This is a genomic window from Mesorhizobium sp. CCNWLY176 (assembly GCF_037153935.1).
GTDB classification, from domain to species: Bacteria; Pseudomonadota; Alphaproteobacteria; order Rhizobiales; family Rhizobiaceae; genus Mesorhizobium_M; species Mesorhizobium_M zhangyense.
In genome coordinates, this window is sequence record NZ_JBBBDZ010000002.1 from 79,767 (window position 1) to 94,951 (window position 15,185).

Below are 15,185 nucleotides of genomic sequence, written 5' to 3' on the forward strand. Positions count from 1 at the left end.
ACGCCCCGTAATCTGCCGTGATCGCCTAAGGAATTGAGTTTTAATGAAAAATGGCACCGTTACGGCAAAATCATGGCAGATGATTTAACCTTGGTTCCGACCTGGAAATATTCTTTTCTTCAGGACGGAATCCGAACAGTCACCTCATTCTCGCCAGTCGTTCGCAACTCGAACGAGGCACCTTTCGATCGCTTTCCATTGACGTCGACCGTCACCGCTTTCGCGGTTTTGTCGCGCGTCACACGGATGCGGTAAATACAGCCTCCAATATGAACGGTAGCTGAATAACCGTCCCATTCGCTCGGCAAAACGGGATCAATCGTAAGGCGCGAGCCACGTTTGCGGATTCCGAGGATGCTTTCCACCGCCGCGCGGTACAGCCAGCCGGCAGAACCGGTGTACCAGGTCCAGCCGCCACGGCCGCCCTTTTCGCCTTGGGAATAGACATCGGCGGCGACCACATAGGGCTCGACGCGGTAGCGTTCGGCGCCATCCTCATCCTGCGCGTGGTTGACCGGGTTGAGCATGCTGAAGCAGCGCCAGGCGTCGTCTGCCCGCCTCATTTCAGCCAGCGCGATGACAAACCAGGTGGCGGCATGGGTATATTGGCCGCCATTTTCGCGCACGCCGGGCGGATAACTTTTTATGTAGCCGGGATTCTTTTCGGTTTTCGAGAAGGGCGGCGTGAAGAGTTTGACGATCTGTAGCTCGTCGTCGACCAGTTGCTTGATCGCCGAGTCCATCGCCGTCTTCGACCGAACAGGGTCACCTTCGCCCGAAAGCACGCTCCAGGACTGGGCGATCGAATCGATCTGGCATTCCTCGGAGTTGCGCGAACCTAGCGGAGAGCCGTCGTCAAACGAGCCACGACGATACCACTCACCGTCCCAGCCAGCCGTCTCCAGCGCCTGTTTCAGGCTGCGCGCGTGCTTTTCCCACTTGTTGGCGCGCTTGGTGTCGCCCTGCTCGCGGGCGATTGGTGCGAGATCGCCGATCGTCTTCAGGAGGAACCAGCCGAGCCAGACGCTCTCGCCCCTGCCCTCCTCGCCGACGCGGTTCATGCCGTCGTTCCAGTCGCCGCCGAGAATCAACGGCAGGCCGTTGGCTCCGGTGCGCTGGATGGCGAGATCGAGCGCGCGGGCGCAGTGCTCGTAAAGCGTAGCCGACTTCTTCGACTTCTCGGGCGTGAAGAACGCATCATGTTCGCCATCGTGCAAGGCCGGCCCTTCGATGAAGGGAATGCTTTCCTTAAGGATGGAGGCGTCGCCGGTGACATTGACATAATGCGCAGTCGCATAGCCCAGCCAGACGACATCGTCGGAAATCCGGGTGCGGACACCCGCATCCGTGCGCGGCAGCCACCAATGCTGGACATCGCCTTCCACGAACTGGCGGCGGGCGGCATTCAGGATCTGGTCATATGCCAGTTGCGGATCGTGCATGAGCAGCGCCAGCGTGTCCTGTAGCTGGTCGCGGAAGCCGAACGCGCCACTCGCCTGATAGAATGCTGAGCGTGCGCGGATGCGGCAGGCGACGCTCTGGTACGGCAGCCAATGGTTGACCATGGCGTTCAGCGCCGCGTCGGGTGTCTCGACCTGGATCGTGTCGAGGAAGCCGCGCCACTCCTTGTCGTTCTCGGCCAAGCGCTTGTCGAAATCGCGCTTGCGGTGCTTGGTGACGAAGGTGCTGGCCTCCTCCGGCGAACCGGCATCGCCGAGCAGGAAGAGGATCGTGACCTCGCCACCCGCGGGTATTTCGATGTCGCGCGCGATCGCCGCGCACGGGTCCGTGCCAGCCTCGACCTTGCCGGACAGCGCCAGCCCGCCGGTCACGACATGCGGCGCCTCGGCGGTGCCGTTTCTGCCGATGAACTCGCTGCGATCGGTCGTCACCGACTGTGCGTCGCCATCGCTCGCCAGGAAGGCGACACGATCGCCGAAGTCCAGACTGTAGGCATTCTTCGCCAGAAGCGCGCCGGTCGCCGCATCCTGCGAGGGTACGATCGTCGGGGCGGATTTCGCGCGATTGGTGCCGAGCACCCATTCGGCATAGGCATAGATGCGCAGCCGGGCCGGCACCGCACCGGAATTGCGGAGGCGCAGCCGCGAAATCTTGACCGGGTCCGCCGGATCGACGATCTGCGTGACTTCGGCGAAAAGCGAGCCGCGGGTCGCGTTGAAGACTGAGAAGCCCTGCCCGTGGCGGGCCTCGTAGACGATCGACGGATCGCGCAACACGCCGGCGAAAGGCGAGAACGCCTTCCCGCTGGCAAGGTCGTGGATATAGATCGCCTCGCCGGGACGGTTGCTGACCGGGTCGTTGGACCACGGCGTGAGCTGGAAGTCGCGGCTGTTGCGGCTCCAGGTGAAGGATGCGCCTTCGGCTGAGGTGTGGAAGCCGAACGACGCATTGGAAATGACGTTGATCCACGGCTGCGGTGTCGACTTCTGGCCGCCCAACCGCACGACATAGTCACGGCCGTCGCGGTCGAAACCGCCAAAGCCGTTCCACAGAGTGAGGCCCTTGCCGTTGGCAATGACGGGCTTGCGCGACGGTGCTGTCGGCTGCGCTTCTGCGGAAGCGTCGGTCAGAACCAGGGCTTCGGTTGCCATCAGCGCATCGCGCGCCTGCAATGCGGCGGCTTCGGCGCGCTCGATCTGGTCGAAGATAGTGCCGTTGCGGGTGTGGAGCGCTACGCGCGCCGAAGCCAGCAGTGTCTTGTAGGACGTCTCGTCCATGAGATCACGGCGCACCGCAAAGATATGCTGACGCGGACCCAGTTCCTTGCCGCGCATGCGGCTGTTGTCGCAGAGCCATTCGATGGACTGCTGCAGATCCTGCACGTAGGAAGACGCCTGTTCGTTGACGATCACCAGATCGGCGACGAGACCGCGCGTGCGCATATATTCCTGGAAGCGCAGCGCCTGCGCGACGATCTCCAGATCGGCAACGTCGCCGATCCTGACCGCGAAGATCGGATAGTCTCCCGAAATCGCCATCGGCCACAGAGCCGACTGCCGCCCGAGGCCCGAGGCCACGGTTTCGGCCGGCACGCGCAGGAACGGATCGGGATAGAGCAGATACCGGGCAAGCTTCTGAACATTGGCAGCGTCGGCAAGGCTGAGGCCGAGATGGCGCGTCTGCACCTGCGAGCGCGTCCATGCCAGCATGGCCTGGCGCGAAAAGCTTTCGGCGTGATCGAGCCGGGTCATCGTGCCGTCGATCTCTTCGCGATTGGCGCCGACGATGGTCCAGAAGGTGAGCGAAACCTTCTTGTTGGCCGGCACCCGCACGCGGCGGCGCAGGGCCATGACGGGATCAAGCACGAAGCCGGAATGCCCGCCAAGCTTTGCGCCCGGATCGAAGGCAGCGGCGTCAGTGATGGTGCGCCCACGGCCGATGAAGGCGCGGCGGTCGGTTTCGGCTTCCGTGTCGCGGGTCAGGCCCGAGGCATCGGTGATGAAATGGGCCGCCGCGATATCGGGCTCGTTGGTCTCGCGCTTGCGCCGCGTGGCGAAGATGGCGCTGTTGCTGGCCGATATCTCGGTCTCGACGAACATCTTCGAGAATACGGGATGCGCGCTGTCATTGGCTTCCGGCGCCAGCACCCATTCGGCATATGATGTGACCTCGATGTGGCGGTCGACATTGCCATCATTGGCAATCGTTATGCGCCGGCCATCGCCATTGCCTTCCGAGACGACGATGCACTCGACCTCGGAGCGCAGCGTGCCGACCGATTTTATGAAGGTTGCCTTGTCGTCGCAGAAAAGCGTCTGGGCGTGTTCGGATTCGGCGCGCTTGGGCTCCGCCGTCGCCGACCACCACTCCCCCGTGTCAATGTCGCGAAGGAAGAGATAGCTGCCGAAACGGTCCTCGGTCGGGTCGGCCTGCCATCTGGTGATGGCGAGATCGTTCCAGCGGCTGTAGCCGGAGCCGGTCGCCGTCACCATCACGGAATAGCGGCCGTTGGACATGAGATTGGTGGAGCGCAGTGCCCGCGCAGGCTCGATCACCAGCCGGGTATCAGCGCTGTGCTCGACAGTCTCGGCCTTGCCGCGCTCGTCGGCCTCGGTGCGTACCGTGGTCACAGGAATGTCGCGCGGCGCCTTTTCCTGAAGCAGGAGTTCGGCGGCCTCGATCACCGGATCGCTGTGGAAGCGGTCACGCATGCGGCCTTCGAAAATGGCGTTGGCGACGGATACGATCGACATGCCCTGATGGTGGGCCATGTAGTTGTAGACGACGGCATGGTCCGTGCCTTCCGGCACGCGCTGCGGTGTGAAGTCGACGGCATCGTAATAGCCGTAGCGGCCAAGCGCACCGATCCTGCGCAGGCGCTCGAGGTTCTGCACCGCCTCATGCGGCATGAACTGCGCGGCCAGCACCGTGGCATAAGGCGCAATGACGGTGTTGTGCGACAGACCGCGCTTCAGGCCGAGGCCCGGCACGCCGAAATTGGTGTACTGGTAGGTCATCTCGCGGTCGCGGCCATTGTAGGCGGCTTCCGAGATGCCCCACGGAATGTGCTTCGAGCGGCCATATTGCATCTGGCGGCGGATCACCAGCTTGCTGGTCTGGTTGAGAAGGCCGCCCTGCGGCTCCTTCATCACCAGCGGCGGCATCAGGTACTCGAACATCGAGCCCGACCAGGAGATCAGGGCTCCCTTGAAGCCGATCTCGACCAACGGCCGGCCGAGCCGGAACCAATGCTCGGTCGGAATGTCGCCCTTGGCGATGGCGAACAGGCTGGTCAGGCGTGCTTCAGACGCAAGAAGATCGTAGCAGCTTTCGTCGAGCTGATGTTCCTCGACACGGTAGCCAATCGACAGCAGCTTGCGGTCCTTGCGCAGCAGGAACGAAAAATCCATCTCGAAGGCAAAGCGGCGCGCGCGTTCCTGAAGGCTCTTCAGCTTGGTGCGCAGCGCCTCGATCGACTTCTCGTCGCTGTGGGCATCGTGGACATGCGCTTCGCATGCAGCTTCCAGCTTGGCCGCCCATTCGGTCAGAACCTCGCTTTTCGCGGAGCCGACTTCCGTATGGATCGCGCTTGCCAGCTTGCGGAACTCGCCGGACAGCACTGCCAGATTGATGGTGCGGATCGAAGCCATTTCGGGCTGCTGCTTGATCGTCTCGACCGCGCGGCGCATGCCGTCGATGCGGTCGCGCAGCCGCTGGCGCAGCGGCCGGAGCTGGCGGCGATCGTCTGGCAGTTCGTTGAGGCTCTCGTCGAGAACCGCAACCGCGTCGAGCAGGCCGTCGAAATCGCCCTGGAGATGCACGGATGGCGCCTCCGCCCATTCGGCGCAAGCGGCAGCGACCGCGACGAGATGGCCGGCGAGGTTGCCGCTGTCCACGCTCGATACATAGAGCGGATAGAGCGGCCGCAGCGTCGTGGTATCGTACCAGTTGAATAGATGGCCCTGATAGCGGCCCATGCGCTCGACCGTGCTCATAGTCTGATCGATACGCTCGGCAGCATCGGCAAGGCTGATCCAGCCAAAGTCACGAGCGGAAACGACAGACAGGAGATAAACGCCGATATTGGTCGGCGACGTCCGGGTGGCAACGACCGGATGCGGCGTTTCCTGGAAATTGTCCGGCGGCAGCATGTTGTTGTCGGCATTCACAAAGGTCTCGAAATAAGCCCATGTGCGCCGCGCCACGATGCGCAACCGGTCGACATCGTGCCTGGAAATGCGAAGCCTGTCCTCGGTTTCGGCCGAACGGCTGATGAGCCAGGCGAAAGCCGGCGAGCCGGCCCAGAAGATCGCGAAGAAGAAGGCGACGAAGCTGCCGGTCGAATCCGCGGCCACCGGAATGGCGAGGCCGGCAATGGCGATGATTACCGCGCCGCGCATCATCCTGTAATAAGACAGGAGATCGTTGCCACCGGTCTTGTGCGCCTGCGAGGCCGTGCGCCATTCGAGCAGGTTTTGCCGGCTGACGAACAGCCGGTAAAGCGTGCGCACGATCGCATCGCCCATCATCCAGGCGCTGTGGGCCATCAAGACCACGCGCAGCGCCACCATGGCGGTGCCGAAGGCAACATCGCGGGCAATCGCGCTGAAATGGCCGCGCGCGGTCGCATCGCGGCTCTTCGGCATCAACGAGTTCACGATGTCGAAGGTCGGCGCCATGAACAGGCTGAGAATGAGCAAGGCCTGCCATTGCGCGGCCTGCGTGAAGGGCAGCAGCGTCCAGCCGCCGATCGAAGACATGACCCAGAAGATCGGCGTCAACGTGCGGCGCAGATTGTCCACCATCTTCCAGCGGGAAAGCGCGGGCACACCCGACTTCGGATCGAAGATGAAGCCCAGAAGCTGCCAGTCGCCGCGCGACCAGCGATGCTGGCGCGATGCGTCGACGGAATAACGCGTCGGATAATCCTCGACCACCTCGACGTCGGTCACCAGCGCCGAACGCGTCAACGCGCCTTCGAGCAGATCGTGGCTGAGAATGGAATTCTCAGCGATACGTTCCCGCAGCGCCGCTTCCAGCGCGTCGATATGGTAGAGGCCCTTGCCCGTGAAGGTGCCGTCGCCGAACACGTCCTGATAGAGGTCGGACACGGCAAAAACGTAAGGATCCAGGCCGCGATTGGCCGAGAACACGCGCTGGAAGAATGAAGCCTCGTCGCCACTGGTCAGTGTCGGCGTCACGCGCGGCTGCAGGATCGCGTAGCCCGCCGTGATGAGGCGGTGGTCGGCATCGAATTCCGGCCGGTTCAGCGGATGGCAAAGCTTGCCGACCAGACGCTTCACCGCATCGCGGGTCATCTTGGTGTCGGCGTCGAGCGTCATGACATGGACGACGCCTTCCGGGAGCGGGGCATCCGGCGGCAGGAACGTCGTGTCACCATCGCCGCGCAAAAGCAGGTTCAGTTCGTGCAGCTTGCCGCGTTTGCGCTCCCAGCCCATCCACGTCTTTTGGGAAGGGTTGTAGAGCCGGCGCCGGTGCAGGAGATGAAACAGCGGCGCGCCTTCGACGGGATAGCGCTGGTTGAGCTTGGTGATCTCGGCACGAGCATAATTGAGGATTTCGAGATCGCCGGAGGTCTGCTCGCTTTCGCTGTCCGGCCAATCCGACAGCAGCGCATAATGTATCTCGCCTTCCATGTTGGCCAGATGATGCACTTCGAGCTGCCGGATGTTCTCCTCGACATCGTCGCGCGACCCGATCAGGGATGGCACCACCACCAGCGTGCGCGCTTCGGCCGGCACGCCTTCCTTGAATTCGTAGCCGACCAGCCGCGTCGGCTTCAGGAACAGAAGCACAATGGTGTTGAAGAACGCCATCGCGCCTTCGCTCGCCGGCACGCAGAACAGGACCAGCATCAGGATGATCGCGGGGGTAGAAAGGCCTATTCCGGCCAATGCAAAGCCCGACATCGTGAGAAGCAGAACGGTAAGCGCGAAAACCGGCACGACGATGCCGGCCCAGCCGGTGCTCTTGAAAGCGCGCAGAAGCCGGAGGCCAAAATCCGGCCTGAAGCCGATTTCCTTCTCCAGTTCGAGCCGGCGCGGCCCGACGAGGAAAAATCCGACATCGTTGCAGTTGGCAGCCTTGGGGTCGCCTGGCTCGCCGGCCTGCTCGGCCATGTCGATCGCCTTCTCGGCGACGTCGTATTCGCTGCGCTTGGACCGCCGCGCCAGATCCTCGATCGCCTGGCGATACTGGTCGCGCGACTGGAAATCGAGCGCGCCGAAATTGCTGCGCTCGCGCAGCAGCCCGTCGACCGGGCTGACCGACTCGAACCATATCGTCCAGTCGACGTCGTTGAGCAGCCGCAGGCCCTTGATGATATTTCCGGTGGTGACGTTGCCGCTCGACAGCGTCTGGTGTTCCTTGATGATGATTTCTTCGGCGTCGGAGCCGGATTTTTCGAGCTGGTCCTCGAGCCAGACAAGCGCCCTGCCCGAATTCTGCGAACCGTCGCGGAGGCGATGGAGGAGCTGCGTGGCAAAGGTCGTGTCGCGGGCATGCTCGGTGTAGCTCGACAGGATCGTCTTGCGATCGTCGCCATCGACGAAAGCGAGCACGCGGTCGGCAACGTCGTTTGCGATCTGGCGCATCTCGTGCGCCCTGTTCACGCGGACGGCCAGCCGGCGCAAATTCTCGATCAGCACGAAGCGCAGCAGCGAAGGCAGCGCCCACAATTCGCCGATATGCATCGGCTCGACCGACTGATAGCCGTCGACGAGCGCCTTGAACATGTCGGCCAGAACGGTGCTGTCAGAATGCGCGACATAAACCCAGGCAAGAACCAGTGCGCGCGGCACGACCGCACTGTTGGAAAGCGTCATCGTCGGCAGTTCGCGGTAGAAACGGCGCGGCAGGTCGCGCTTGATCTGGAAGATCGTTTCCTCGACCAGATAATTGTTGTCGAGAAGCCACTGGCCGGCCGGCGTTATGGCGTCGCCCTTCGCCTGCGCTGCATTGGTGGCACGATAGACGGCGAGGATCTTTTCCGCGTTCTCGCGGTTGCGGGCCTGGAAATCGAAAGGCTTGAGCCCGTAGAAGTCGGTCACTTCATTTCGGGCCAGACTTTCGCCCAATGCCCTCAGGTGGTCTTCTGGAAGGTAGTTCGAACGTATGGGTTGCTCGGCAACCGCCGGAAAAATTGCAACTGTCTTTTCCTCCAACGCGGCAGGATCAGTCTGAACGTTCATCAATATTAAATCCGCTCAACAAAAAGGGTGCCGCGTCTCGCAACGCAGCCATTATATGGCCAGAACCATTCGGAATACGATTGGTTGCATCACACGTCGGCTAAAATATTATTTTGCCTTGCAATATGGGCCTTCGCGGAAATGTGTCGGACATTTCCCTGTCAAAAAAATGTCAATTGGATCAACCGATAGTGACAGGATGCAAATCCCTGTCTTTTTCGCGGTTCGATGCCCGCAGTTGAGCACGATCACGAACACAGTCCAAGACGCGATTGCCACGGGCGGACGCCTGAAATTTGGCAAAAGAAATTCCGGCATATCTCGCGCCGCCGGTGGGTGCCGGGGCGCGAGACGTTCCTGTCAGTCCGATCAGGCTGCGGCCGTGATGATGATCTCGACCTTGTATTCCGGAGCCGCCAGCTTGGCCTCGCCGGTAGCGCGAGCAGGCGTGTTGCCCTGCGGCACCCAGCCGTCCCAAACGGCATTCATTTCGGCGAAGGTGCTCATATCGGCAAGCCAGATGATCGCCTGAAGGATCTTCGTCTTGTCGGAACCGGCCTTGGCCAGCAGCTCGTCGATGGAGGCCAGGATGTCCCTGGTCTGCTCGGTGACGCTGGTGCCGGGCTTGCCGACCTGGCCCGCCAGATAAATCGTGTTGTTGTGGATGACGATATCGCTCATACGCGGACCGACATCGATGCGGCGGATGGTCATGGACTTTCTTCCTTCCTTGGTTCGTTGCCGCGCGCCTCTCCAAAGGCAGCCCGCCAACTTCGTCTTGCCCATAAAGGGCGAGTTCGAACAGCCTCTTAAATTTCGGCCCGTCGCGCGGCAAGAGCCAGCTGCGGCAAATCAGCGAGATATGCCTGTCCATTGTGGACGGCGAACCGGCGCGCCATGAATCCACCGCATTTGCCTAGCCCTATCGTTGACTAATGTAATAACATCACATATCCAAGGCCATCGATCGAAAGATCGCACTTGTTCCAGATGGTTCCATGACCGACCCATGCCTGACATTCCACGACCTGACGCTTGGCTATAACAGCCATCCAGCGGTCCATCATCTGAACGGGGCGGTGAAGACGGGATCGCTGACCGCGGTCGTCGGCGCCAACGGCTCCGGCAAATCGACGCTGATGAAGGGTATCGTCGGCGTGCTGAAGCCGATGGCCGGAACCTGTCTCAATACCAAGGGCGCGCGCATCGCCTATCTGCCGCAGCAATCGGAACTCGACCGATCCTTCCCTGCCCGCGTCGTCGATCTCGTTTCCATGGGCCTGTGGCCGCGCCGGGGACTGCTCGGACGCTTCACCAAAGAAGACCGCGACGATGTTGCCAAGGCGCTGATGGCGGTCGGGCTCGAAGGCTTCGAAAAGCGGCCGCTCGACACGCTTTCCGGCGGCCAGTTGCAACGCACGCTGTTTGCCCGCGTGCTGGTGCAGGACGCCGACCTGATCCTGCTCGACGAACCGTTCAACGCGGTGGACGCCAAAACCGTTGGCGACCTGATCCTGCTGATCAAGCGCTGGCATGGCGAAAACCGCACGGTGATGGTCGTCGTTCACGACCTCGAACTTGTGCGCGAGCATTTTCCCGAAACGCTGCTTCTGGCGCGCCAGCCTGTTGCCTGGGGCGCGACGAAAGAGACCTTGCGCCCGGAAAACCTGTTGCGCGCGCGCCGCTTCGACGAGGCCTGGCACGACAACGCGCCCTGGTGCGAGCCGGACGGCCTTGCGCATGATCATGACCACGCGCATTCCCACGATCACAGCCACCATCATCACGACCATGGCGAGAGCCGCGAACATGACCACGAATCCGGTCCAAGGGCGGCCTGAGCAGCACCATGTATGATTTCCTGATCGCCCCGTTCGTCGAATTCGGTTTCATGCAGCGCGCGCTTGCCGGCTCGCTGATGCTGTCGCTCGGAGCCTGCCCTGTCGGCGTCTTCCTGATGCTGCGGCGCATGAGCCTGACCGGCGACGCCATGGCCCATGCCATTCTGCCGGGTGCGGCGGTCGGTTTCTATATGTTCGGTCTGCAGATCCTGCCGATGACGATTGGCGGACTTATCGCCGGCGTCGTCGTCGCACTGGGTGCAGGCGTTGTTTCGCGCTTCACCATCCAGAAGGAGGACGCCTCGATGGCTGCCTTCTATCTGGTGTCGCTGGCGCTCGGCGTGCTGATGGTTTCGATAAAGGGCTCCAGCGTCGATCTCATGCATGTGCTGTTCGGCACCGTGCTCGCCCTCAACAACGAAGCGCTGACGCTGATCGCCATGATTTGCGGAACCACGCTGCTGACGCTGGCGATCTTCTGGCGCGCCATCATCGCCGAATGTCTCGACCCCCTGTTCCTGCGCTCGGTCAGTCGCCTCGGCACGCCGGTGCATTTCATCTTCCTCAGCCTGGTCGTGCTCAATCTGGTCGGCGGGTTCCAGGCGCTCGGCACGCTGCTATCGGTCGGCCTGATGATCCTGCCGGCCGCCGCCGCCCGCTTCTGGACGGCCCGCGTCGAGCGCATGTGCGCGCTGGCGATCCTCATCGGCTTTGCCTCCTGCATCGCCGGCCTGCTGATTTCCTATCACCAGTCCCTGCCCTCGGGCCCGGCCATCATTCTTTCCGCCGGTGCGGTCTATTTCTTCTCGACCATCTTCGGTACGCGCGGCGTCTTCAACACGCGCCTGCGCCATCACCGCCACAGAACCGCCTGATCAACATCAAGGAGATCTATCTATGCTCAAGACAATCCGGCTTGCCGCCCTCATGAGCGTTATAACATTAACCCCCTTCGGCCTGGCTTCCGCCTTCGCCGAACCGCTGAAGGTCGTCGCCAGCTTCTCGGTCATCGAGGACTTTGCGAAAAATGTCGGCGGTGACCGCATCGAGGTAACCACCATCGTAGGTCCCGATGGCGACGCCCACGTCTATGAGCCGAAGCCGGCCGACGCGGTCGCGATGTCCAAGGCAGATGTCGTTCTCGTCAACGGCCTGCATTTTGAAGGCTTCCTGCAGCGGCTGGTCGAAGCCAGCGCCACCAAGGCGACCATCGTCGAACTGACCAAGGGCGTCGAACCGATCAAGATGAAAGAAGAATTCGAGGAAGCGGAGGAAGGCGAAGCCGCCGGAGGTCACGCCCATCACCACGGCGACACCGATCCGCATGCCTTTCAGTCGATTGCCAATGCCAAGATCTATGTGAAGAACATCGCCGACGCCTTCTGCGCCGCTGACGCGGCAGGCTGCGACACCTACAAGGCCAACGCCGACGCCTATACGCAGAAGCTGACGGAAACCGAAGGGGAAGTGAAAGCGGCTATCGCCTCGATACCCGAGAGCAAGCGCACGATCATCACCTCGCACGACGCCTTCGGCTATTTCGAGCATGAATACGGGCTTACCTTCCTGGCGCCCGAAGGCATTTCCACAGAAGCGGAACCTTCGGCTGCCGACGTTGCCGCGCTGATCAGGCAGGTTCGGGAAGACAAGGCTTCGGCGGTGTTCGTGGAAAACATCACCAACACCCGGCTGATCGAGCAGATCGCGAGCGAGACCGGCCTCAAGGTCGGTGGAACGCTCTATTCCGACGCGCTGTCGCCCAAGGACGGCCCGGCCTCGACCTATATCGACATGATGCGCAACAACATCACCACGATCAAAGGCGCGATCCTCGGGAGCTAAGTACCGATCCGCATAAACTGAATCAGGTTCGCTCTCCAACCGGCTGATAAACTGCGATCTTTCCTTGAACGCTGTTGGATCCGAGCCTCTCGACAACTTCCCCTGACAGGCGGGACGCGCTCCCGCCTTTTCGGAGACATGTTTGTTATGTTATTACATTATGAAAGGAAGAATATGCTTCACCTGCTCAAGACGGTTTCGGCCGTAGCCCTGCTTACTGGCATCGCAGCCACATGTGCCTTCGCGGAGGAAAACACCGCATGGCGGTTGTTCATCTCCGATCATGGCGAGCCGGTCGTGCGTGCGCTCGACGCTGGAAGCGGCAAGGAACTCGGCAAGTTCGCGACCAGGGCGCCGACCAGCCTCGCCCGCAGCGACAGCGGACAAACGATCTTTGCCGTGCAGGGCAAAGGCGACATCGTGCAGGCGATCTCCAGCGGCATTTCCATCGGCGATCATGGCGACCACGGTGACCTGAAGGTCGAGGAGGCGAAGCTGCTGGACGTTGAATTCGCGGGCAAGAAGCCATCGCATTTCGTCGATCATGGCGGCGATATCGCGCTGTTCTTTGACGGAGAAGGCACTGCCCGCATCACCAGCGAGAAGGATGTTCTCGACGGCAAGACGGACACTCGAGAAGCGAAAGCCGATGCGCCGCATCACGGCCTGGCGGTGGCTTTCGACGGTCATGTTCTGCTGACTGAGCCAAATAAGGAAAAACCGGACGAACTGCCTGTCGGCATCCGCGTTGTCGATGCTTCAGGCGCGCAGGTCGGTGACGTGCATTCCTGTCCCGACCTGCATGGTGAAGCCGCCTCTGGCAATATCCTCGCCATTGCCTGCGCCAAGGGCCTGCTGATCGTGACCAGCGGCGACAAGGAGCCGTCCATCGAGTTCCTGCCCTACTCGGAAACGCTGCCCGAGGGAAAATCGACGACGCTGGTCGGCGGCAGGGGCCTGCAATATTTCCTCGGTAATTACGGCCCGAGCGCAGTGGTGCTGATCGATCCGACTTCGCAAGACGCTTTCAAGCGCATCGAACTGCCGACGCGGCGCGTCCACTTCGCCGTCGATCCGGTGCGGCCGAAATTCGCTTACGTCTTCACCGAGGACGGCATGCTGCATCAGCTCGACGTCGTTTCGGGCGCAATCACCAAATCACTGCCGCTGACCGAGCCCTACAGCATGGACGGCCACTGGAGCGATCCGCGCCCGCGCATCGCAGTTGCCGGCGACGCCATCTACGTCACCGACCCGCTGAAGAGCACGCTCCACGTCATCGACGCGAAAGGCTTCGAGAAGACAAGGGACATTCCGGTCGAAGGCAAGCCCTTCAACATCGTCGCGGTCGGCGGCTCCGGCGAAATGCACTGATCGTCGCCCTGCCCGGCCGGACCGACCGGGCACTCTTCCCGCAAGGAGAACCAATTATGCCTGAAAACCATGTGCGAAAACGCCTGCCTGTCACCGTCCTTTCGGGCTTTCTCGGCGCTGGCAAGACCACACTTCTCAACCATGTGCTCAACAATCGCGAAGGCCGCCGCGTGGCGGTCATCGTCAACGACATGAGCGAGGTCAATATCGACGCTGCCCTCATCCGCGATGGCGGCGCCAATCTGTCCCGCACCGACGAGCAACTCGTCGAAATGACCAATGGCTGCATCTGCTGCACGCTGCGCGACGACCTGCTGACGGAAGTTCGCCGACTCAGCGAACAAAACCGCTTCGATTATCTCTTGATCGAATCAACCGGCATCTCCGAGCCGCTGCCCGTCGCCTCGACCTTCGATTTCCGCGACGAGAACGGCGACAGCCTTTCCGATGTCGCCCGCCTCGATACGATGGTCACGGTCGTTGATGCCGCGAACCTGCTGAAGGACTATTCGTCCAGCGATTTCCTGCGCGATCGCGGCGAGACGGCGGGCGATGGCGACGAGCGCGCGCTGGTCGACCTCCTCGTCGAGCAGATCGAGTTCGCCGACGTCGTGGTGCTCAACAAGATCGGCGATGCCCGCCCCGGCGAGCGCAACATGGCGCAGCGTATCATCCGCTCGCTCAACCCGGATGCGGAAATCGTCGAAACGGATTTCGGCAAGGCGCCGCTCGAAAAAATCCTCGATACCGGGCGTTTCGATTTCGAAAAGGCGCAGGAACATCCGCTCTGGTACAAGGAACTGAACGGTTTTCGCGACCATGTCCCCGAAACCGACGAATACGGCATCACGTCTTTCGTCTATCGCGAGCGCCGGCCTTTCGACCCGCTCAAGTTGCAGTCCTTCATCAACCGCTCATGGCCGGGCGTAGTCCGCGCAAAGGGGTTTTTCTGGCTGGCGACGCGGCCGCATCATGTCGGTGAACTAAGCCAGGCCGGCGCTCTGGTTCGCACCGGCAAGCGCGGCCTGTGGTGGGCGTCGGTTCCGAAAGACCAATGGCCGGACCATCCGGAATGGCACGTCGCCATGAGGCCCTATCTCGACCCAGTCTGGGGCGACCGCCGGCAGGAGATCGTCTTCATCGGCTGCCATCCCATGAATGAGGTGCGCATCCGCGCCGAGCTCGATGCCTGCCTCGTGCCCGAGACTGATTTCGAGCCGCGGCGTTGGCGCGACATGCCCGACCCCTTTCCAAGCTGGGCACGGGCGGCATGAGCGCGCTCTGAAAACTTCCACCGGCTGAATTACGCCTTCGCCCCTCCCAAGGCGATTGACCGGGCCTCCCGTCTTCAACATACTCGGTAGTATGTCGCTGGCGGGAGGTTACGCATCTTGTGCGCTCGCAAAAACTCCCGCAAAACGCGACCGGTTTTAGGATGAGGCGCTTGCTGCGCCAC

The 15,185-nt window shown here is 61.9% G+C and carries 7 protein-coding genes; 5 read left to right on the forward strand and 2 right to left on the reverse strand.

What is annotated here, in order from left to right:
• Positions 1-119: 119 nt before the first annotated feature.
• Both WBQ96_RS03250 and WBQ96_RS03255 read right to left on the reverse strand, forming a co-directional pair.
• On the reverse strand, positions 120-8,672 hold the full coding sequence (locus WBQ96_RS03250; protein WP_336547375.1) for a GH36-type glycosyl hydrolase domain-containing protein: 8,553 nt from the start codon (positions 8,670-8,672) through the stop codon (positions 120-122).
• A gap of 369 nt (positions 8,673-9,041) precedes the next feature.
• Positions 9,042-9,386: a RidA family protein gene (locus WBQ96_RS03255; RefSeq protein ID WP_336547377.1), complete on the reverse strand. Its 345-nt coding sequence runs from the start codon at positions 9,384-9,386 to the stop codon at positions 9,042-9,044.
• 284 nt (positions 9,387-9,670) lie between these two features.
• On the opposite strand from WBQ96_RS03255, the gene aztA reads away from it, so the two are divergent.
• From aztA to zigA, 5 genes are all read left to right on the forward strand, one after another.
• On the forward strand, positions 9,671-10,513 hold the full coding sequence (aztA, locus tag WBQ96_RS03260; RefSeq protein ID WP_336547378.1) for a zinc ABC transporter ATP-binding protein AztA: 843 nt from the start codon (positions 9,671-9,673) through the stop codon (positions 10,511-10,513).
• 8 nt (positions 10,514-10,521) lie between these two features.
• On the forward strand, positions 10,522-11,388 hold the full coding sequence (gene aztB, locus WBQ96_RS03265; protein ID WP_336547380.1) for a zinc ABC transporter permease AztB: 867 nt from the start codon (positions 10,522-10,524) through the stop codon (positions 11,386-11,388).
• Between the two features lie 22 nt (positions 11,389-11,410).
• Positions 11,411-12,355: a zinc ABC transporter substrate-binding protein AztC gene (aztC, locus tag WBQ96_RS03270; RefSeq protein WP_336547382.1), complete on the forward strand. Its 945-nt coding sequence runs from the start codon at positions 11,411-11,413 to the stop codon at positions 12,353-12,355.
• Between the two features lie 174 nt (positions 12,356-12,529).
• Complete coding sequence (gene aztD, locus WBQ96_RS03275; protein WP_336547384.1) at positions 12,530-13,729, forward strand: zinc metallochaperone AztD; 1,200 nt, start codon at positions 12,530-12,532, stop codon at positions 13,727-13,729.
• A gap of 71 nt (positions 13,730-13,800) precedes the next feature.
• Positions 13,801-15,003: a zinc metallochaperone GTPase ZigA gene (zigA, locus tag WBQ96_RS03280; protein WP_336548170.1), complete on the forward strand. Its 1,203-nt coding sequence runs from the start codon at positions 13,801-13,803 to the stop codon at positions 15,001-15,003.
• The last annotated feature ends 182 nt before the right edge of the window (positions 15,004-15,185 follow it).